The sequence below is a fragment of the Amedibacillus sp. YH-ame10 genome (assembly GCF_053848885.1).
In genome coordinates this window covers 1-20,201 of record NZ_JBSPFA010000043.1, presented here as the reverse complement: position 1 = coordinate 20,201, position 20,201 = coordinate 1, and the positions used below count along the sequence as shown (strand labels likewise).

At 35.3% G+C, this 20,201-nt stretch carries 19 protein-coding genes and 1 riboswitch; of the genes, 11 read left to right on the top strand and 8 right to left on the bottom strand.

Features of this window, described 5'->3' with window-relative positions:
- Positions 1-120 precede the first annotated feature (120 nt).
- The 6 genes from ACWG42_RS13860 to ACWG42_RS13835 all read right to left on the bottom strand — a co-directional run bounded on the left by ACWG42_RS13860 (position 121) and on the right by ACWG42_RS13835 (position 7,586).
- A complete protein-coding gene (locus ACWG42_RS13860) occupies positions 121-1,851 on the bottom strand; it encodes a [FeFe] hydrogenase, group A (RefSeq protein ID WP_455793155.1) in 1,731 nt (576 codons plus the stop codon).
- On the bottom strand, positions 1,845-3,674 hold the full coding sequence (locus tag ACWG42_RS13855) for an NAD(P)-binding protein (protein WP_455793154.1): 1,830 nt from the start codon (positions 3,672-3,674) through the stop codon (positions 1,845-1,847). Before ACWG42_RS13855 ends, ACWG42_RS13860 begins: the two co-directional genes overlap by 7 nt.
- A gap of 188 nt (positions 3,675-3,862) precedes the next feature.
- Positions 3,863-4,663 (bottom strand): ABC transporter ATP-binding protein, encoded by an 801-nt coding sequence (locus ACWG42_RS13850; protein ID WP_455793153.1) that lies wholly within the window; start codon positions 4,661-4,663, stop codon positions 3,863-3,865.
- Between the two features lie 10 nt (positions 4,664-4,673).
- The gene (locus ACWG42_RS13845) at positions 4,674-5,591 is read right to left on the bottom strand and encodes an ABC transporter permease (RefSeq protein ID WP_455793152.1); all 918 of its coding nucleotides are present in this window, start codon (positions 5,589-5,591) and stop codon (positions 4,674-4,676) included.
- Positions 5,592-5,603: 12 nt separating this feature from the next.
- Positions 5,604-6,590: an ABC transporter substrate binding protein gene (locus ACWG42_RS13840; RefSeq protein WP_455793151.1), complete on the bottom strand. Its 987-nt coding sequence runs from the start codon at positions 6,588-6,590 to the stop codon at positions 5,604-5,606.
- Positions 6,591-6,605: 15 nt separating this feature from the next.
- Complete coding sequence (locus ACWG42_RS13835; protein WP_455793150.1) at positions 6,606-7,586, bottom strand: ABC transporter substrate-binding protein; 981 nt, start codon at positions 7,584-7,586, stop codon at positions 6,606-6,608.
- A 223-nt stretch (positions 7,587-7,809) separates the two neighbouring features.
- A riboswitch (cobalamin riboswitch) is annotated at positions 7,810-7,972 on the top strand.
- Between the two features lie 90 nt (positions 7,973-8,062).
- Here ACWG42_RS13835 and ACWG42_RS13830 point away from each other — a divergent pair.
- From ACWG42_RS13830 to ACWG42_RS13800, 7 genes are all read left to right on the top strand, one after another.
- A complete protein-coding gene (locus tag ACWG42_RS13830; RefSeq protein ID WP_455793149.1) occupies positions 8,063-8,572 on the top strand; it encodes a cob(I)yrinic acid a,c-diamide adenosyltransferase in 510 nt (169 codons plus the stop codon).
- A gap of 17 nt (positions 8,573-8,589) precedes the next feature.
- Positions 8,590-9,084, top strand: coding sequence for an ATP:cob(I)alamin adenosyltransferase (locus tag ACWG42_RS13825; RefSeq protein ID WP_455793148.1), 495 nt, complete (start codon positions 8,590-8,592; stop codon positions 9,082-9,084).
- Entirely contained in the window at positions 9,035-9,586 is a 552-nt protein-coding gene (locus ACWG42_RS13820) for a cytochrome B (RefSeq protein ID WP_455793147.1), read from the top strand. The genes ACWG42_RS13825 and ACWG42_RS13820 overlap by 50 nt, the downstream gene beginning before the upstream one ends.
- A complete protein-coding gene (locus ACWG42_RS13815) occupies positions 9,570-9,995 on the top strand; it encodes a hypothetical protein (protein WP_455793146.1) in 426 nt (141 codons plus the stop codon). The genes ACWG42_RS13820 and ACWG42_RS13815 overlap by 17 nt, the downstream gene beginning before the upstream one ends.
- 563 nt (positions 9,996-10,558) lie before the next feature.
- Positions 10,559-10,702 carry a hypothetical protein gene (locus ACWG42_RS13810; RefSeq protein WP_455793145.1) on the top strand — a complete coding sequence of 48 codons (144 nt, stop codon included), beginning with the start codon at positions 10,559-10,561 and terminating at the stop codon, positions 10,700-10,702.
- A gap of 39 nt (positions 10,703-10,741) precedes the next feature.
- Entirely contained in the window at positions 10,742-10,954 is a 213-nt protein-coding gene (locus tag ACWG42_RS13805) for a hypothetical protein (protein WP_455793144.1), read from the top strand.
- Positions 10,955-11,092: 138 nt separating this feature from the next.
- Positions 11,093-11,566, top strand: coding sequence for a YbaK/EbsC family protein (locus tag ACWG42_RS13800; RefSeq protein WP_455793143.1), 474 nt, complete (start codon positions 11,093-11,095; stop codon positions 11,564-11,566).
- A gap of 36 nt (positions 11,567-11,602) precedes the next feature.
- On the opposite strand, the gene ACWG42_RS13795 is transcribed toward ACWG42_RS13800, so the two are convergent.
- Entirely contained in the window at positions 11,603-12,820 is a 1,218-nt protein-coding gene (locus tag ACWG42_RS13795) for a VanZ family protein (RefSeq protein WP_455793142.1), read from the bottom strand.
- A 67-nt stretch (positions 12,821-12,887) separates the two neighbouring features.
- Positions 12,888-13,490: a hypothetical protein gene (locus tag ACWG42_RS13790; protein WP_455793141.1), complete on the bottom strand. Its 603-nt coding sequence runs from the start codon at positions 13,488-13,490 to the stop codon at positions 12,888-12,890.
- Between the two features lie 182 nt (positions 13,491-13,672).
- On the opposite strand from ACWG42_RS13790, the gene ACWG42_RS13785 reads away from it, so the two are divergent.
- The 4 genes from ACWG42_RS13785 to ACWG42_RS13770 all read left to right on the top strand — a co-directional run bounded on the left by ACWG42_RS13785 (position 13,673) and on the right by ACWG42_RS13770 (position 20,072).
- Positions 13,673-14,782 (top strand): CobW family GTP-binding protein, encoded by a 1,110-nt coding sequence (locus tag ACWG42_RS13785; protein WP_455793140.1) that lies wholly within the window; start codon positions 13,673-13,675, stop codon positions 14,780-14,782.
- A 1-nt stretch (position 14,783) separates the two neighbouring features.
- Entirely contained in the window at positions 14,784-15,728 is a 945-nt protein-coding gene (locus tag ACWG42_RS13780; protein WP_455793139.1) for a TIGR03943 family putative permease subunit, read from the top strand.
- Positions 15,729-15,887: 159 nt separating this feature from the next.
- Entirely contained in the window at positions 15,888-18,173 is a 2,286-nt protein-coding gene (locus tag ACWG42_RS13775; RefSeq protein ID WP_455793138.1) for a bifunctional diguanylate cyclase/phosphodiesterase, read from the top strand.
- Positions 18,174-20,072: a 5'-nucleotidase C-terminal domain-containing protein gene (locus ACWG42_RS13770; RefSeq protein ID WP_455793137.1), complete on the top strand. Its 1,899-nt coding sequence runs from the start codon at positions 18,174-18,176 to the stop codon at positions 20,070-20,072.
- Positions 20,073-20,201: the final 129 nt, after the last annotated feature.

Here is a 20,201-nt window from a genome sequence, read left to right as displayed (position 1 = left end):
ATATTTTCTTTACAGATTACTATAAACAAGTAAAATACTGAACCGCCGTATACGAGACCCGTACGTACGGTGGTGTGAGAGGGACGAAATAACATTAATGATTATTAGTCTCTACTCGATTTATTTATCACTAGGCATGTTCCATGCCGTATGATCTGTATGAAGTAATCTCTCTGCTAAAGGAGATAAAGGCTTCTCTAGAAATTCGTCATACAATGCTTGTACTTTAGGGTTTTCATGAGAAAATCTTAGAGTCGCGTGGTCATCTAGTTGGTAAAGTGATTGAGCACGTATTGAGGCCATTTCTTGACCATCCCAAATTGGTTGTCCACCTCCACCACTACATCCTCCAGGACATGCCATTACTTCTACAAAGTCGTAGGATACTTCTTTGCGACGCATAGCTTCCATGAGCTTACGAGTGTTTCCTAATCCACTTACGACAGCAGTACGAACAGTAGTTCCTTGTATTTCAAAGTTTGCTTCTTTCCATGCTTCCATACCACGAACCTCTTTAAATGCCTCAATTGGTGCATTTTCTTTGGTAAGGAAATAATATGCACTGCGTAATGCGGCCTCCATTACACCGCCAGTTGCGCCAAAGATAACACCAGCACCACTTGCAGTACCTAATGGATCATCTAATGTAGTCTCTTGTAAGGAAGCCACATCAATGTGTTCTGCACGAATCATACGTACAATTTCACGAGTCGTTAATACAACGTCTACATCTTTGTATCCAGAATCATTCATGTTTGGTAGTTCTATTTCATGCTTCTTTGCAACACAAGGCATAATCGAAATGACGTAGAGTTGTTTAGGGTCAATATTTAGCTTTTGTGCTAGATATGTTTTTGTAATTGCGCCAAACATTTGATGTGGTGATTTTGAAGTAGATAGATAAGGTACATATTCAGGAAACTGTGATTTCAAAAAGCGAACCCATCCAGGACAACAAGAAGTAAACATCGGCATTTCTTTTAATTCGCCATGGGTAAAGCGTTCTAAAAATTCATTGGCTTCTTCCATAATGGTCAAGTCTGCCGCAAAATCTGTATCAAATACATAGTCCGCACCCATTTTCTTGAAGGCACAAGCTAAGCGTTCTATGGTTGCTTCTTCTCTGCTTAATCCTAATTGTTCTCCCCAAGCAACACGAACTGCAGGAGCAATTTGTACTACTGTAATCTTATTAGGATCGTTAAATGCATCAAAGACTGTTTCTGTATCTTCACGCACATGAAGGGCGTTTACAGGGCAATGTGTTATGCATTGTCCACATAAAGAACAATCTGCATCTTCTATTTTGCGATTATTAGATACGTTAACAGTTGTACGTGAACCAGTTCCAGACACATCCCACACTTGTAGATTTTGTATCTTATCGCAAATTTGTATACAGCGCATGCATTTGATGCATTTGTTTGCTTCACGAATCAATGGGAAATTCGGATTCCAAGGGAGATAACTTACATGTTTTTCATAAGGTAGTTTGGTGATTCCAAGATCATTGCTTATGGTTTGTAAGGAACAGTTTCCACTTCTTGAACAGTAGGCACATTCACAATCATGTTGAGAAAGTATCAACTGTATATTGGTTCTTCGTGTATCTCTTACTTTAGGTGAGTTGGTGAATAACACCATGCCATCTCGAACAACGGTATTGCATGCTGTTATTAATTTGTTTTTACCTTCTAATTCTACAACGCATACTCTACATGCGCCAATATCATTGATACCTTTCAAATAACATAAATGAGGGATATCTATATGTGCTAATTTAGCAGCTTCCATGATGGTCAAATGCTCATCACATGAAATGGTTTGTTTATCAATTGTTAGGGTTACCATTTTGTTGCTCGACCTCCTTTAAATACGCCAAATCCAAAATGATCACAACGTAAGCATCTGCCACATTCTTGCATAGCTTCTTCTCGTGTCATATTGAATTCGATAGGCTCAAAATCAGCACTACGATTCATATCTCTTTCTTTTAATTGTACACGTCCACAATTTGGACGATCCGCGAAGTTTGCTTCAGGTATTTCTACATCACATGAGATGATATGATTATATCCAAGATACTCATCGATGTTAGCGGCAGCTACTTTTCCTGCAGCAATTGCACGTATGACGGTAGCAGGACCTGTTACACAGTCTCCTCCGGCAAAGATTCCTTCCATGGAATTGATACCACTATGATCTAAGGCATCAATTGCACCATGTTTTACAGGAACACCTTCTTCTGCAAATTTTTGACTTTCAATTCCTTGTCCGATAGCCACAACAACAATATCACATGGAATACGTCTTTCTGGTAGATTTGCGTTCATTGGGGCAGGACGTCCATTTTTATGCATACCGATAATTTGAGGTTGTGTCCATAAGGCAACTACTTTGTTGTGCTCGTCAAGTTCAATACGAACAGGTGCTTCTAACTGCAATAATTCGCATCCTTCTGCTATGGCTCCATCCACTTCATCAGGAAGGGCAGTCATGTCTTCTTTCCTTCTTCGATATGCAATGCCAACCATAGAAGCTCCGGCACGTTTGCTACTTCTCGCAACATCCATCGCAACGTTTCCACCACCAATAACCAAAACACGTTGTCCAGTGAAATCAGGCATGATATCATCTCCAATATCACGTAGCATAGATACTGCAGAAATGACATTTTCTCCTTCTTCTCCAGGGATTCCTACTTTTTTATCTGTTTGTGCACCAATCGCCAAATACACAGCATCGTATTGGTTAGTAAGGTCTAGCAAAGTTATTTCTTTTCCAATGTCTACTTCTGTATGAACGTTTACACCAGTGGATAAGATCGTATCAATTTCATCATCTAATCGCGTTCTAGGAAGTCGATAGTTAGGTATACCATAACGAAGCATTCCTCCTAATTTCTTACGTTTTTCAAAGATTGTGCATTGATGTCCCATCTCTTGTAAATAGTAAGCGGCACTTAATCCTCCAGGACCACCGCCTACAATGGCAACTTTCTTACCTGTCTTTGGTGCACATGTTTCAGCAGGAACTTTTCCTGCTTCATCCACTGCGAAACGTTTTAATCCTCTAATGTTAATGGAGTCATCTAACATGTTTCTTCGACATCTTGCTTCACAAGGATGCTCGCATATAAATGCACATACGGAAGGGAACGGATTGTCCTTTCGAATTAAGCGCACAGCATCTTTATGATTTTCTTCTCCAATTAAGGCAATGTATCCAGGGATATCAACTCCTGCAGGACACATCGAAACACAAGGCACAGGTTGATTTAAACTACATGTACAGCGACCATGTAAAATATGTTCTTCATAGTCATAACGAAATCCTTTAATACCATGCAACACCATATTTGCTGCTTCATATCCTATGGCGCAATCTGCACTATCACAAATGATTTGTGCTGTTTTTTCAATCAAATCGATTGTATTTGATGTCGCATTTCCATCCAATACATCATCAATCAAACTTTGTAATTGTGCCAATCCTACACGACAAGGAACACACTTTCCACATGTCTGTGCGTGACACAATTTTAAGAAAGCACTTGCCATATCTACTGGACATAAACCAGGAGGACTGGCTACAATCCTTCTTTCAAGGTCTTTATACAAATCTTCTATGACACGTTGCGCTTGCGTCGTTGTCATAATCGTTAATCTGCTCATGTTCTACCTCCATAGCGGCTGCTTGTTACTTAAAGTATAACGCGAATCAAATGAGAAACCAATAGAAATAAGATGTGAATTTAAACGCTTACATTTTTTAGACGTTTTCATTAGAGTATACTATAGAGATAAAGTAATTATGGGTATAAAAAAGAATCGCAACGTATGTACGATTCGATTATTGTTTTTTAGTTTGCACTAAATGCAAGTTCATCATCTAAAGCATCTAGCATATTTAGAGAGTTGAATTTTTCAATTAGCTTTTCTACAGTAAGTGTTTTCTTTTCTTCTTTTTTAATGTCCATAATTACTTGTCCTTTATGGAACATTAAGAGACGATCACCATAAGTGATAGCATGTTTCAAGTTATGCGTAATCATAATACTTGTCATCTTTTTTTCACTTACTAATTTATCTGTTAGTTGAATGATCAAATCACTCGTCTTAGGATCTAGTGCAGCAGTATGTTCATCTAGTAATAAAATATCTGGACGAATCAAGGTTGCCATAAGAAGCGATAATGCTTGTCGTTGTCCACCAGATAAGGCTCCAACTTTCACCATCATTTTATCTTCTAAACCCAATTGCATTTTTTCTAACTCTTCCTTAAATAAAGGAATTAGTGACTTATCTACACCCTTTGTTAAACCATATGATTTTCCTTTGTTGTAGGCCATCGCCATATTTTCAAGGATGGTTAGGGAAGGGGCAGTACCTTTTTGTGGATCTTGAAATACGCGTCCAATAAATTGTGAACGTTTATGTTCAGGAATTCTTGAAATATCATTACCTTTAAATGTTAGTGTACCAGTATCTTGTTGGATATTTCCACTAATAATATTAAAGAATGTTGATTTACCAGAACCATTTGAACCGATGATGGTGACAAATTCACCTTCGTTGATTTCCACATTCAAATCAGTAAATAAGATAACTTCATTCGCACTATTTTTATTAAAAGTCTTTCTGACGTGTTGAATTTTTAACATTGCATCCACCTCAATTCCTTGCGTCGCGATGGAAGAATTTTCCCATTACGCCATTTCCCAAAATCAATACAGCAATGAAGATAAGAGCCATCATTAGACGTAAATACGTTGGGGGAAGGCCAAATTTCAAAGATACTGCGATTGCTAAACGATAGGTGATAGCACCTAGAATAACACTGAATGTAAAGGAAACAAATTTGAAACGTTTGAATAAAGTAACACCCATAATTACAGAAGCAAGACCAAGAACAATCATACCTGCACCCATTTGAGCATCAAATGAACGAAGCAACTGGGCAACTACAGCACCAGATAGCGCTGCGTATCCATTAGAAATAGCTAAACCATTCATTTTAATCCAACCAATATCTTTTCCAAGAGTTGCGATAAGTTGTGGGTTGTCTCCAGTAATACGCATTAAGAAACCATATTTTGTGGATAAAAACCAGTCTAACATAAATTTCATTGCTAATGCTAATACTGATAAGATGAGTACTGGCCAAAAGCGAATAAAGGTTTCTGCAGCACCTTCACTTAGTCCAAGGGTAGATGCAATTCCATCCCCATAAGTAAACATCGTATCATAAGTAAATAAGTTGATCTGAGATACATTTCCAGCAACAATTAAGTTGATAGAATATAAAGCAGTCATAACTAGAATTCCACTCAATAGGGAAGATATTTTAAACTTCACATGTAAGAATCCTGTTGCATATCCGGCGATGATACCCGCAATAAACGCAATAATTAAAGAAACAAATGGGTTCCACCCATTGGTGATACAAATGGCACCAGCTGCGGCACCAAGAGGGAAGCTTCCCTCAACGGTCAAGTCTGCATAATCTAAGACTTGATACGTCAATAGAACTCCGATGGCTAAGATACCATACGCAAGTCCTTGTACGAGTACATCTAACATAAAATCCATTTCTTCACCTACTTATTTGTCTGTATACGTTGCACGTTTCGCAAGTTCCTCTGGTATTGTTATACCTAATTTCTTTGCGACTTCTTTGTTGATATAAAGCGCTGTATCTTTTGCAGTTTGTACTGGCATATCTTTTGGCTTTTTACCATTTACTAAAATATCATATGCCATCGCCCCTGCTTGTTCACCAAGTTTTGTGTAGCTAATAGAGTCACTTGCAAGCAATCCTGATTCCATTTGTCCATCTTCTGCAGCAAATACTGGTTTGTTTTTAGCGTTTGCTTTATCCGTGATGGATGGCGTTGCGGCAACAACTGAATTATCTGTGATATTGTAGATACAATCTACGCTATCTGCTAACTGTTGTGCAGCAGTTGCGATTTCAGATGTTTGTGAGATTCCTTTTTCTTCTACTGTAAATCCATATTTAGGAGCAAGTTCTTTTACTTGTTCTACTTGGATTTTTCCATTTGGCTCACCGATATTATAAATCATACCGATTGTTTTTGCATCTGGTAAAAAATCCCGAATTAATTGAATCTGTTTTTCAAGAGGTGCTGCATCAGAAACTCCAGTGATATTTGCTCCTGGTTTTTCCATGCTTTTTACTAATTGTGCATCTACAGGATCAGTCACTGCATTGAATAATACAGGAGTATCTTTTCCAATAGTAGAGTTTACTGCTGCTGTAGCACTAGGTGTCGCAACTGCATAAATTAAATCTACTTTATCTGATACAAACTGTTGTGTAATTAAATCGTTGGTACCTTTATCTCCTTGTGCATTCTTTTCAATAAATTTTACTTCGATTCCTTTTTCGTTTAAATAATCTTTGAAGCCTTTAACAGCCGCATCCAAAGAACCATGTGTCATATGTTGGACAATACCGATTGTGTAGGTTTTATCTTTTGAATCACTATTTGTTTCTTTATCCGTAGAACTACCACATCCAGTCAAAAGCAGACATACTGCAATTGTAGAAATTAACTTCTTATACATAGTATCCCTCCTTCTTTACTTTTCCATATAGGTTGCGCGTTTTGCTAAATCTTCAGGAATTGTAATCCCTAAAGATTCCATAACTTTTTTGTTGATTATCAAACTTGTACTTTGTGCAGTTTGTACAGCCATTGATTCTGTCTTTTCCCCTTTGACAAGAATGTTGTATGTCATTTCTGCAGCTTGTTCTCCTAATTTCTTATAAGAGATAGAATCACTTGCCATGATACCACTTCCTACCATTTGCCCTTCTTCTGCAGCAAATACAGGAATCTTCTGAGCAGTTGCTTTATCCGCAATCGCAGCAGAGTTAGAAGCAATCATGTTATCTGTAATGTTATAGATACAATCACTTGATTCAGCTAACTGTTGTGCAGCACTTGCTATTTCAGAACCTTGTGAGATACCTTTTACTTGAATTGTAAAGTTATATTTAGAAGCAAGCTTTTCAACTTGTTCAACTTGCAATTTCCCGTTTGGTTCTCCAATGTTGTACATCATACCAATCGTTTTCGCATTTGGTAAAACTTCACGAATCAATTTCAACTGTTGTTCAAGTGGAGCTGCATCTGATACACCAGTAATATTTCCACCAGGTTTATCGTTGCTCTTAACCAATTTTGCGTCTTCTGCATCTGTTACAGCGTTGAAGATAATTGGCGTATCTTTTCCATTTGTAGCATTCAATGCAGCCGTAGCACTTGGTGTAGCAACCGCATAAATCAAATCCACCCCATCAGATACAAACTGCTTCGCAATCAAATCATTGGTACCCTTATCACCCTGTGCATTCTTTTCTACAAACTTCACTTTGATATCCTTTTTCTCTAAAGCTTCTTTGAACCCCTTCACTGCATCATCAAGTGCAGGGTGTGTGTTGTGTTGAACGATACCAATCGTAAAAGTTTTATCTTTATCTACTGGTTCGCTACTTTTATCAGATCCACATCCCGCTAATGCAAGACAAAAGACCAATCCTCCTAATACTTTTTTCATAATTTCCCTCTTTTCTATATAATTATCTATGTTAAGATGATACCGTTTTTTGATAATAAAATCAATGTTTTCATGAAAGTTTTTGAAATAAATAAGTGTTTTTTACAATTTTCATCAAAATGTAAGAATTTTATTGATTTTCAAAGGAAAATCCACTCTTTTAATAGGTTAAATTTCTTATTCCAAAGACAGACAAAAGAAGTTATGCTATAATGTCAACGTATAAAAAAAGAATCGTAATGGTAGATATTGGAATCAGGTGAAAAACCTGAGCGGTCCCGCCGCCGTAAAATGGAGTTCTGCAGATAAAACCACTGGGTAAATCCTGGGAAGGTTGCAGTTACAATGAAGTTGAGCCGGAATACAGCTATGATTACATAACAAGCACTTTACGGAGTATAAAGATGTGATAACTGAGCTATCAGTCCTTTTTATGCTGTATTGGAAAAGGACTTTTTTTATACAAGGAGGGTCTTATGCTACATATCATTCATGGTAATGGAAAAGGAAAGACAACATCTGCTTTTGGTATGGCACTACGAATGGCAGGACATGACAAGAAAGTTTTGATTCTACAATTTCTTAAAAATGGAGATAGTGGGGAAATGAAGGCAATGGATAGTTTTGAAAACGTGACGACACATGCAATTGAATTACCTCAAAAGTTTTATTTTCAAATGGATCAGGAAGAAAAAACTGCATGCGAAAGAGCACAGTGGTTACTATTTCAAATTGCAGAAAGTCAAAGTTCACAATACGATTGTGTAATCCTTGATGAAATCTTGGATGTGTTGAATTTACACATCATTGATGAGGAAAGTTTTTTGAAATATGTTTCTAGAGCGAAACGACAATGTGAGATTGTTTTAACGGGAAGAAATCCTTCTGCGAAATTAAAAGAATGTGCGGATTATGAAACCGAGGTTGTTATGAAACAACACCCCTATGAAAAAGGCTTGCAAGCGCGTAAGGGTGTTGAGTATTAAGAAAGGTGGTGAAAAGGATGTCAATGGAATTTTGTGCATATAGTTTTTTGAAAGAAGAAGATCATCGTTGCGATTATGAAATTGCGAGTGATCAGCTTGCTAGTTCCTTATCAATTGCGCGTCATTATGTAAAACATATTACGCAAAGCGATATCGTTCAATTGATTGAGCTTGTATATCATGCCAATGGATCAATTCGTGGCAAATGTGCAATCCAGCAATTGGAAGTACAACAACTAAAAGAAATATATGAACGTTATTATGTAGAAATGAAGCATTTCGTTTTACCTGATGGCTGTATAGGTGCAAGTTATTTACATAAAATTAGAGCTGATGTAAAAGCTGTGATTCGTATCATGCATCAGATTGAACGTGAGGGTTTTTCGATTGAATCAACGTTGTTTGATTTTATGAACTTATTATCAAATACATGTTTTATGATGTGTTTATATGAGAATAAGTATGAACTACATATGGAAAGAGAATTTGTCAGCCGCAGTTATGAAAGTTAGAGAGTTATGTTTCATCGCAGTTATTGGCGCATTGGAATTCGTTATGTTCACATCTTTTTCGTTTGTATTATATCTAGAATGTATTACATTAACCGTACTTTTATTCTCTATGGTATTTCAGACAAGAGTTGCTGTTCTAGGCGCAATTGTCTTTGGAATTATCAATTTTAGTATGCAAGGTGTCACACCTTGGTCTATCATGTATGTGTTGATATATCCTATCTATAGTTTACTTATTGGATGTTTGAAACCTTACCTGCGTACTCATTTTATAGTCATTGTAATGTTATGTGCCTTTTTATCATTTCTAACAGGTCAACTTGTACAGTTACCGTTTATGTTAGTATCTGATAAAATTACAATGCTTTATATCCTAGCCGGATTAAAAACTTCTCTTATTCAAGGAGTTGTATCCGGTATTACCTGTTTTATATGTTATAAGCCTATCTATGTAGTATTGAAAAAAATCGAAGGGAGATTACATTATGAAAAAAATTATTAGTGCATTATTATTAGTATCTGTATTGATTTTAGGAGGTTGCTCAGCAGGCGACAAAAAAGAAGAAACAAAGAGCCAAGAAATTACATTAAATATTACAGTGAAAGATGCTGTAAATAACAAAGAGCTATTTAAAGGTGATGTTACAGTAAACGGTGAAGTAAAAACTCTTGCGGACTTCCTTGAAAAAGCAAAAGATTTAGAAGTAGAAATGGAAGATGGACAATATGGGAAGACCATCATGGGAATGAAGGGTGTGAAAACTGAGGATTTTAATAAAGGACCTTGGTGGTTGTATGAATCAAGCAACAACAAATCATGTCAAGCAACTGGGCAATGTGATGGAGCTAGTGAACTTGAGATAGGGAATGGTGATGAATTTACATTCAACTATACATCATCATTTGAATAAGAACAACTCATCTAAAGATGAATTTGGACTGTTGATATTACATTGACAGTCTTTTCTTATACCTTTATCTAAAGTGAACATAGTATGATGTATAATCAGGATTGCAAGTGCAATAGAATCTTATGTTCCTTAGTTTGTTTTTAAACTAGATAAGTAAGAAATTGGATTTTCATGTAGGTATTACAAGAGTGAACTATAGTAAAATTGTACATACGTTGTTCTTTTTAAAACGACTTTTATCAAAAAGACATTTAGAATAAATTGTATGAGGAAAATTGTCGAAGAAACATAAGTAGTGCTGTGTAAATAAAGTTATATAGTTATCTGGTAGAGACTATATGAATGAGTTGTAATTGAAGAGAATTAATCTTCGGTTTAAAGCTCTTTATAAAAGTTCAAATTGTAAAAACAAAAAATGTGCTATGATTATAATAGATACAGCACGAAGGGAAGAGGTGTTGAGGGTGAAAAGACATTATGAAGCAACCTTATTTGGTATAATCAAATTAGATATACCCTTTTGTTTATATAATTCATATTTATAAGAACAGGAGAACGAATGGATGAAAAAATTAATTTCTTATATGATGTGTGTTGTTTTGTTGGCTTCTATGACGAGTGTAATATCAGCTAAAGGAAAAGCGATTTCTCCAAATCACGGATGGGCATACGTGTATTCATGGGGAGATTTTGTAGCATTGATATAGCATATGATAATATTCAATAAAAAAGAGCTTTGTCTAACCATGTCCATAAGAGCTCAGTTTGAAATAAGAGATATACTAAGTGGCAATGGTATTGCATATGATGTAACCACCATTGATCGTGCTCCATTAGGTGGAAGAAATGGGCCGGTTAGAGAAGGCTATAAATCATCCACTATATATAAATTCAAAGTTAAAAAAACAGACTACGATAAAGCAAAGTATTTAATATCTAATGTTAACATGAATGATTAGCAACGTATAAATTGAAAAAAGATAAATTTAGCCACAATGGCATTAACCTAAGAAAATAGGTTGGTGCCTTTTTATCTTGAACTTTACAAACAAGGTAGTAAGGTTGTACAATGAATTACAAAGTTTGGAGGTATCGTAATGGCAATTGAAATTGTAAGAGAATATTTAAAAGCTTATGGACGAGATAAGGATATCATAGAATTGGATACTTCTAGTGCAACGGTAGAATTGGCAGCACAGGCATTATCTACACAACCAGAGCGTATCGCAAAATCACTCTCCTTCCTTGTGGAAGATCATGCAGTTATTGTCGTGTGTGCAGGAGATTGTAAAATTGATAATCATGCTTTTAAAGAGTATTTCAAAGTAAAGGCAAAAATGTTGAAACCAGAAGAAGTTGAACGATATACTAATCATACCATTGGTGGTGTATGTCCCTTTGCAATACCAAAAGAAACAAAGATTTATTTGGATGTGTCTATGAAACGCTTTGATTATATTTATCCTGCATGTGGAAGTAGCAATTCTGCCATACGCTGTACAATGGAGGATTTAGAAACTCTTATAGAAGGTGCTATTTGGGTGGATGTATGTAAGGGATGGAAAGAATAAGTACGTTCTAAAAGTTCAAGAATAAAAAAAACAAACTCAAGTATTTGGGTTTGTTTTTTCTATACAACCATCATGTACATCTTCTATTTCAACGTTATCGTCTGTTTCCTCATAAGGAATTGTAGAAATATTATGAAGTTTCCAATGCTTGTCATACCATGCATAATGTTCTTTCACAAATAAAGAACGAACACATTGAATAAGAGAAACTATATAGAATACAATCATAAGAGCGATAAGAAGTATAGAAATAGAGAAACTAGATGTTGTTATATCAAAATAATCAAGGAGATTTAAAAAAATTATATAAGGCATTGGTAGGATACATAAATATAAAACTACATAGTGTATGATATGTTGATACCATTTTAGTAGTGTAGATTCTCCACTCACCAAACGTATCTTTACAAGTGCTTTTCCAAGTGTTTTCCCCTTAAAGATAATAGAGAATATGATGATAAATAGGACTACGAATATTGCGTATATGTATAAGATATTTGTACTTATAGAAGATGCATCTATGAAATTCATAATATATCCTATGAATAATGTAATTGCGCTTGCTAGAGCCACAATTATGAAATCAATAAAGAATGCACATATTCTTCTTAAGGAGGATACCTGTCTTCCCTTTAACATGCTTGTTTCATCTAATGTGGAACGACTTGGTAAAAACCAAGAGATAAGTGGTGTTAACATATAGCCCAAACCACCACCTAACGTATTATTAATAAGGTCATCTACATCGAAGAGACGATATGGTCTAGGATAAATACCAAACAAAGCACTTAGTTGTATACATTCAAAGGATAATGATAAAAGGAAAGAAAACAATAGAGTTTTTTTCCAAGAACAAGCAAAGTAATATCGTAAATACATACCAAAAGGCACAGTTAATAAAATATTGAATAAGATAAGGAACAAACTTGGTTCATTGAGTGCTTTTAGATAGGTAGAAGAATCTTGTAATACCAAAGAGGAAGACATACTAAATTCACGTATGCATTCGAAAGGAATGAGTTGGGTAGTAGGCGATGTGTATTGTGCAACTTCTTCAATCGGTGGAAGTGGTAATATAACTAAGAAATAAGCAACCAATAGATAAAAGACAAAAGAGTATACAATCGCTACTCGCAAAGGCAAAATAGAACCATATTTACGATACTGTACAAGGAGGTAGGGAATCGTCATGATGGCGGCTATTATTGGGAATGTAAGTATTGCGGTTTCTATGGGTATAAGATATGTAGACATAATATCACTTCCTTTTGTGGGACTATTATAGCATGTTCATAGAAAAATAAAAAAGTGCAAACGCACTTTAGATACAATATTCAACATCAACATCATTTGAAGCTATAGATTCTTTTTCTTTTGTGATAACGGTAGATGTACTTGTTTTTTTCGGCATACGATCATAAATATCATGATATTGGCTCATTGTTGATAGATGTTTTCCACGAGGTCTAGCTTTTCCATCATACTCAATTTTCCCTGTGATATAAGCTTCAACGTTTTGTATTTCATCTTTGCCATCTACATTATGAAATATACTAGCAGCTTTTCCATCTAAATAGATAGTTGCGTCCATAAATTGATAGAAGATAGCAATTTTATTATCACAATACTCAGCTAACTCTGCAAATAAGGCATGAAGTTCATCCAACATCATACGTTTATTTACGTTTGATTTGAAAATTACAAAGCTTTCGTTCCTTGAAATCACTTTTGATGCTTGTGCAGTTACATTATTTCCTTCGATAGAAGAATACATTTGTTCACGCACATAATCAAGGTAAGCTTGTACAAAAGCGGGGTCATCATCAACGCCGTTGTTTTGTAGTTCAATATGTAATAATTGTATTTTTGAACAATGTTTATATAAATTAGGAAGACTGTTTACACGAAGTATAGAATGTTTCATATTTATCACCTTTTCTATCGTAAGATTACCTAAATAAGTATAGCATGTTCCTTTGTTTCTGAAAATGATTTGCGACTTAATTTCAAAATTTCGTTTGATTTGAAAGTAGACTAGGTTTAGTGTTATACTATGAAATGTTGGGAATTATATAGATAGTAAATTGTGAAAGAAGGCTAATAAAAATGACAAAGATTGATATTATTTCTGGATTTTTAGGCGCGGGTAAAACAACGCTAATTAAGAAGCTTATAGAAGATGTATTACATAAAGAAAAAATCGTTCTTATTGAAAATGAGTTCGGAGAAATTGGAATTGATGGTGGATTTTTAGAAGATGCAGGAATTGAAGTGCGTGAAATGAACTCAGGGTGCATATGTTGTTCCCTCGTAGGGGATTTTTCACAGGCACTTAAGAAAGTGCTAGAAGAGTATCAACCTGAGCGTATTATCATCGAACCATCTGGCGTTGGTAAACTATCCGATGTGATTCGTGCAGTTCAGGATGTTCAAGAAGAAGTGGATATTACATTAAATAGTTATACAACCGTTGTAGATGCACAAAAATGCCATATGTATATGAAGAATTTTAAGGAATTCTTTAACAATCAAATTGAATTTGCGACGACGATTATATTAAGCCGTACACAGAATTTAAAAGAAGAAAAACTTGAAGCAGTTGTACATGAAATAAAACATCATAATGAAGGAGCAAGCATCATTACTACGCCTTGGGATAAGTTACATGGGAATGATATTTTAGAAGCTATGGAACATGCACATGCATTGGAAAAAACTTTGTTAGAAGAGGAAGTTTGCCCAGAGTGTGGACATCATCACGAGCACCATCATGAACACGATGAAGAATGTTGTTGTGGACATGATCATCACGAGCACCATCATGAACACGATGAAGAATGTTGTTGTGGACATGATCATCATGAGCATCATCATGAACACGGTGAAGAATGTTGTTGTGGACATGATCATCATGAGCACCATGAACATCATCACGCAGAAGATGTGTTCACAAGCTGGGGGTGTGAAACTCCAAGAAAATATACAAGAGAAGAATTGGAATATATTTTAAAAGAGTTGTCTCAAGGAACTACTTATGGAACAATTTTACGTGCAAAAGGAATGCTAGAAAGTGATACTCAAGAATGGATGTATTTTGATTTAGTACCAGAAGAATATGAAATACGTAGTGGAAATCCAACGTATACTGGAAGGTTTTGTGTTATTGGTGCACAATTAGATATCGATGCATTAAAGGCATTGTTTAAGGTGGTGTAATATGACAATCCCTGTTTATTTATTTACTGGATTTTTAGAAAGTGGGAAATCCACACTAATCAAAGATACATTATTAGATCCTGGATTTGGTATGGATGAAAAAACTTTGTTATTGGTTTGTGAAGAAGGCGAAGTTGAATATGACGATGCATTTCTTAAGGAAACGAATACAACCTTGATTTATGTGAGTCAAGAAGAAGACTTAACTTATGAATTTTTAAAGAACCTTGATGCAGTTATAGAACCAGATCGAGTACTGATAGAGTTTAACGGAACATGGAATTTATCTACGTTTATGCAAGTGGAGTATCCATTTGATTGGCTCTTAGTGCAGATTGTATCCACTGTGGATGCGTCTTCCTTTGAAATGTATATCAACAATATGCGATCTATGATTTATGATCAACTCCTTCATTCTGAGACTATCATTTTTAATCGATGTGATGAGGATACAAAGAAATTGTATCTTCGCAATAATATCAAAGCGATTAATAAAGGGGCGCAGTTGATTTATGAAACGAAAGAAGGAAACATTGTAGAACTCGGTGAAGAAGATATGCCATTTGATCTACACAAGAATGTTATTGAAATTGCGGATGATGACTATGGTTTATGGTATATGGACGCTTTAGAACATCCTCGTAAATATGAGGGGAAGAGTGTACGAGTAAAAGCCAAGGTTATTTCTACGAAAGTGGAAGGTATGCGTAATGTATTTGTGTTTGGACGTTATGCGATGGTTTGTTGTGCAGATGATACCTCACTTATTGGCTTGCTGTGCCATTACAAAAATGCAAACAAGATGAAAAAGGATCAGTGGGTGGAAGTAGAAGCACAAATAGAAGTGGAATACGATGAAAGCTATCATGGAGAAGTTCCGATTCTATATGTAAAGACAATGGAAGTTGTAGAAGCTTTAAAAGATGAATTCGTATATTTTACATAAAGGCTATGATAAAGCATTGTAGCTTTTTTTTATCTTCGTTAAATGAAACGAATTTGAGATAATTTTCGATAGAATTGGTTGTTAGTTTTGTAAAAAGAGTAGAAATTGCCGAATTATATGGTATGATATTGTTGTAGAAAAAGTTACTCGGAGGTCATTATGACATTTCTAAAGAAAGCGTACGATGATAAACGGACGTTTCAAAAAGTCGTCATAGTCTTAACTGTAATTTGCATAATTGTGGGAATTGCCTGTATTAACTTCTATAATCAAGTACGTCAAACGGTACAAGATGAGAGTGAACATTACTTAAGGGAAATCTCGAATCGTATCAGTAGTAATATCGAACGTACCATCGCTGATAATTTTGCGATTTTAGAAACGATGCGTAAAGTTTTAGAAGATAATCAAGGGTACACATTTGAACAAGTTAGTTCTTTCATGAAACAGCAAGAGAATCATTGGGACTTTTATAAGGCTATGATGATTGATGAGGGTGGCACGGCATATGATTTTGAGGGGCAAGAAGTTTCCATTACTGGAGATTCTTTTCTTCGTAGGCTAACTCCCAACAAAGCGATGATTGCGCCAACACAAATTATCAACAATGAAGAGACCTTGATTTTTGCGACTCCATTGAATGCGACCATTAATGGAAAGAAAATGAAGGCACTTGCTACTTGTTATAAACCAGAGAGTTTTGATCAATTATTATCTATGGCATCCTTTGACGAGCAAGCATATTCCTATATTGTAGATAAGAAGGGGAAAGCTATAACACGCTCCTCATCTGCAATTGCTGGTAAGTTTGGATATAATATTATCAATACATTGGCGAACAATGGATTAAATGACGAAGATAAAATTGAAGAACTAAGAAAAGCAATGAAGGAAGAAAAAGCATCGCAGTTTGAATTTGAAATCGCTGATTCAAATGAATACTTGGTATACACCCCAATAAAATTAGATGGTTGGGAATTGTTCACATTTGTGCCAGTCTCTGTTGTAAATACAAAATCAAATTTACTTCTTAGAAATACATTACTAATATCAGGGTTGATTTTCTTGGTATTCTTTATGTTCTTGATGATAATCATTTTCAGTTTTTCACGTCATAAGAAAAAGCTAGAACAAATTGCATATGTAGATGCTTTAACGAAGGGAAATACAATTCAACGATTTAATGATTTAGTGAAAGATGCATTGAAGGATGGGACAGGACATTATGCTCTTATATTTACCAATATTCAAAGATTCAAGGTTTTGAATGATCAATTTGGCCGTGCTACTTGTGACCAAATTATTGTGAGTATTCATGATGGAATATCTCACTCTCTTGAAGAAGGTGAGTATATTGGGCATCAAGCCGCTGATAACTTTCATATCTTAGTGAAATTTACAAAGAAGGAAGAGTTGGAAAAGCGCCTTTATGATTGGCGTATAGAAATGGGTAATGTTGCATTAGAAATATTAAATTCATTTCCACTCTTTGTTATGGAATATGGCATTTATGTTATAGATGATAAGAATGTTGCTTTAGAAGATATGATGGATCGTACAAAACTATCATTACGTGATTCAACAACTGTACATGGGCAGAATGACTATATTCATTTTGCATATTATGACGATGCTACGAGAGCGCAAATGTTATTGGAGAAGCATTTGGAAGATATGATGGATTCAGCGTTAAAAGAAAATGAGTTTAAAGTATACCTACAACCCAAATATATGATTAGTAATGATAAAATAGGAGGAGCTGAAGCACTCGTACGGTGGCAGAGTAAAGAAGATGGCATGATATTTCCGAATGCTTTCATTCCTCTGTTCGAGAAAAATGGATTTATTATACGCTTAGATTTATGGATGTTTGAACAAGTTTGTATGTTATTACAAAAGTGGCAGGATTCTGGCAGAAAATTAGTAAAAGTATCAATAAATTGTTCTCGTGCACACTTAAAAGATCCAAATTTTTTAAAAACTTATGGAGAAATATTTGAAAAGTACACATTCCCAAGTAAATATTTAGAACTAGAATTCACGGAGAATATGGTCTTTGAGGATACGTTGTTTTTGGCAAAAGTAATCGATGATATACACACGATGGGATTTGGATGTAGTATGGATGATTTTGGTAGTGGATACTCATCTTTAAACCTACTTCAAGACATCCATGTGGATACATTGAAATTGGATCGTGTATTCTTTAAAAATGATTTTAAAAGCGATCCACGTACCAAGGCAATTATTAGTTGCGTATTGGAAATGGCACAATCTTTAAAGATGACAACAGTAGCCGAGGGTATTGAAGAATGGGATCAAGTAGATTCTTTACGTGCTATGGGTTGTGATTATGTACAGGGATATGTATATGCAAAACCAATGCCAATTTGTGATTTCGAGGAAATTCTGTTTTCAAAAGAAGAAAAAACGGAGGATAAGTAAATGATAAAAAAAGACAAGAGAAAACGCACATTGATAATGTTTATGATTTCGACTTGTCTTTTTATCAGTGGTTGTACTACTGCTAATCAAGAAGATTCTACAAATGATGTGCTTACTCAAAAGAAGAAGGAAGATGGAAGAACACAAATTACGGTGCTTACCAAATATGCATTTACTACTTATGATTTTGAAAAAGCGGTAGAAAAAGAGTTTCCTGATATTGATATTGTACTAGTAGGTGATTACACAGCAAATACAGCATTAGGAAAAGAGTATGAAGCTCGTTTAGAACATGATGATTTGACAGATATCGTTATGACTTGGCCTTATGATGTAGGGAGTCAATATTGGAAAGATCGATTGATTGATATGTCGGGAATGCCGTTTACGAATAAATATAACGTTTCTATGCTTGATAGCATTGCAGACGAAAATGACAATTTATACTACTTACCAGGTCCAGCATCTATTCGAGGGATTGTATATAACAAGACAATGTTTGAAGAAAACGGTTGGGAAGTACCCAATAACTATACAGAGTTTGTAGCCTTGTGCAAACAAATTGAAGCAACAGGGAATCGCGCATTTCAATTGCCATTAGGAAATGATGAGGTGTTGGATACTGCTTTTATAGGATTTAATTATGGAACTAGCTATAGCAAACCTGAAGATACATCTTGGATGGCTTCTTATAATGAAGGTAATGGCGAGTTTTTAGACCATTTTGGTAGTGCAGTGGATACTTTTCAAGCGTTGATCGATGATGGAATTATCAAAGAAAGTGATCTTGAGTTACATTATAACGATACACAAGGTAATCTATATACGCGTGGAACAGTAATGACAGAGGATTCAGTACAATTGATCAAAATGGCCGAAACGCTAGGTGGAAGCAAGGATGAGTATGCTATCATGCCATTCTTTAACCGAAATCCAGAAAGCACATGGGCAAGATTGTATATGGTTTGTTATATTGGTATGAACAAGCATCTAGAAGATAAAGGGAATGAAGAAAAATACGAAAAAGTAATGAAGGTTATGAATTACATCAGTACTCCAGATGGACAGGCAGCATTAGCTAGTGGAAATGGGACCATGTATTCTAGCTTGAAAGATGCGAAAATTTCTGAAGACAAGGAAATCGAAGATATGCGTACTACACTTGCACAAGGACGATATGGAATTTTCCCTACCTTGGAGAGAAGTGAATCTGCCTTACGTCGAGGTTTACAAGGTATGTTAAAAGGTACAACCACGAAAGAACAATTAGGAGAAATGGTAGATAAGGAGAATCAAAAACCAACGAGAGAAGAAAAACAAGATACTTATGGAGAAGCTAGTGAAGATTTCAGTTTGATGGACACAGGGAATTTTATAAGTGATGTAATTCGAGCAACCTGTAAGAGTGATTTTGCGTTGTTTATGGACAATGGAAAAGATGGATTGTACAGTGGAAAAGGCGTTTCAGCTAAGTTTTATAAAGGTAGTATAACGGAAGTAGATATGCAAAGAGTTATGCCTGACTATAAGTTTGGTGAAAAGGGAGAACTTTGGAAGATCACTATGACTGGTGAAAACTTAATGAAGACATTGGAATATTCTATGTCAGTTAACAACATAACAGGTTGGTTCTACTATTTCTCGGGACTAAAGGTAACGTTTGATCCTACAGCAGACCCTGGTTCCAGAATCAAAAGCATCAAAACCAGTGATGGTGAAAAAATCATAAAAGCTAAGGAATATAGTATTGCAGTTATGGAAGAAAGTGTACCAAATGAATATATTATATCTTGTGAGAAGACAGGGTTCCTTATAAAAGATTTGCTAATACAAGAAATTCAAGAAAAGAAAACGATTAGTCCATCAAATGATGGTAGATTCACCATAAAAGAAGAATAATATGCGAAAAGAGGCTGTAACGAATAAGAAACAGCCATAACATAAAAAAACACGTCAATCTCATAAGAGGAAGACGTGTTTTTTTGGTATAATTTAACTATGGAAAACAACAATGTGTTAGAGTTAAAT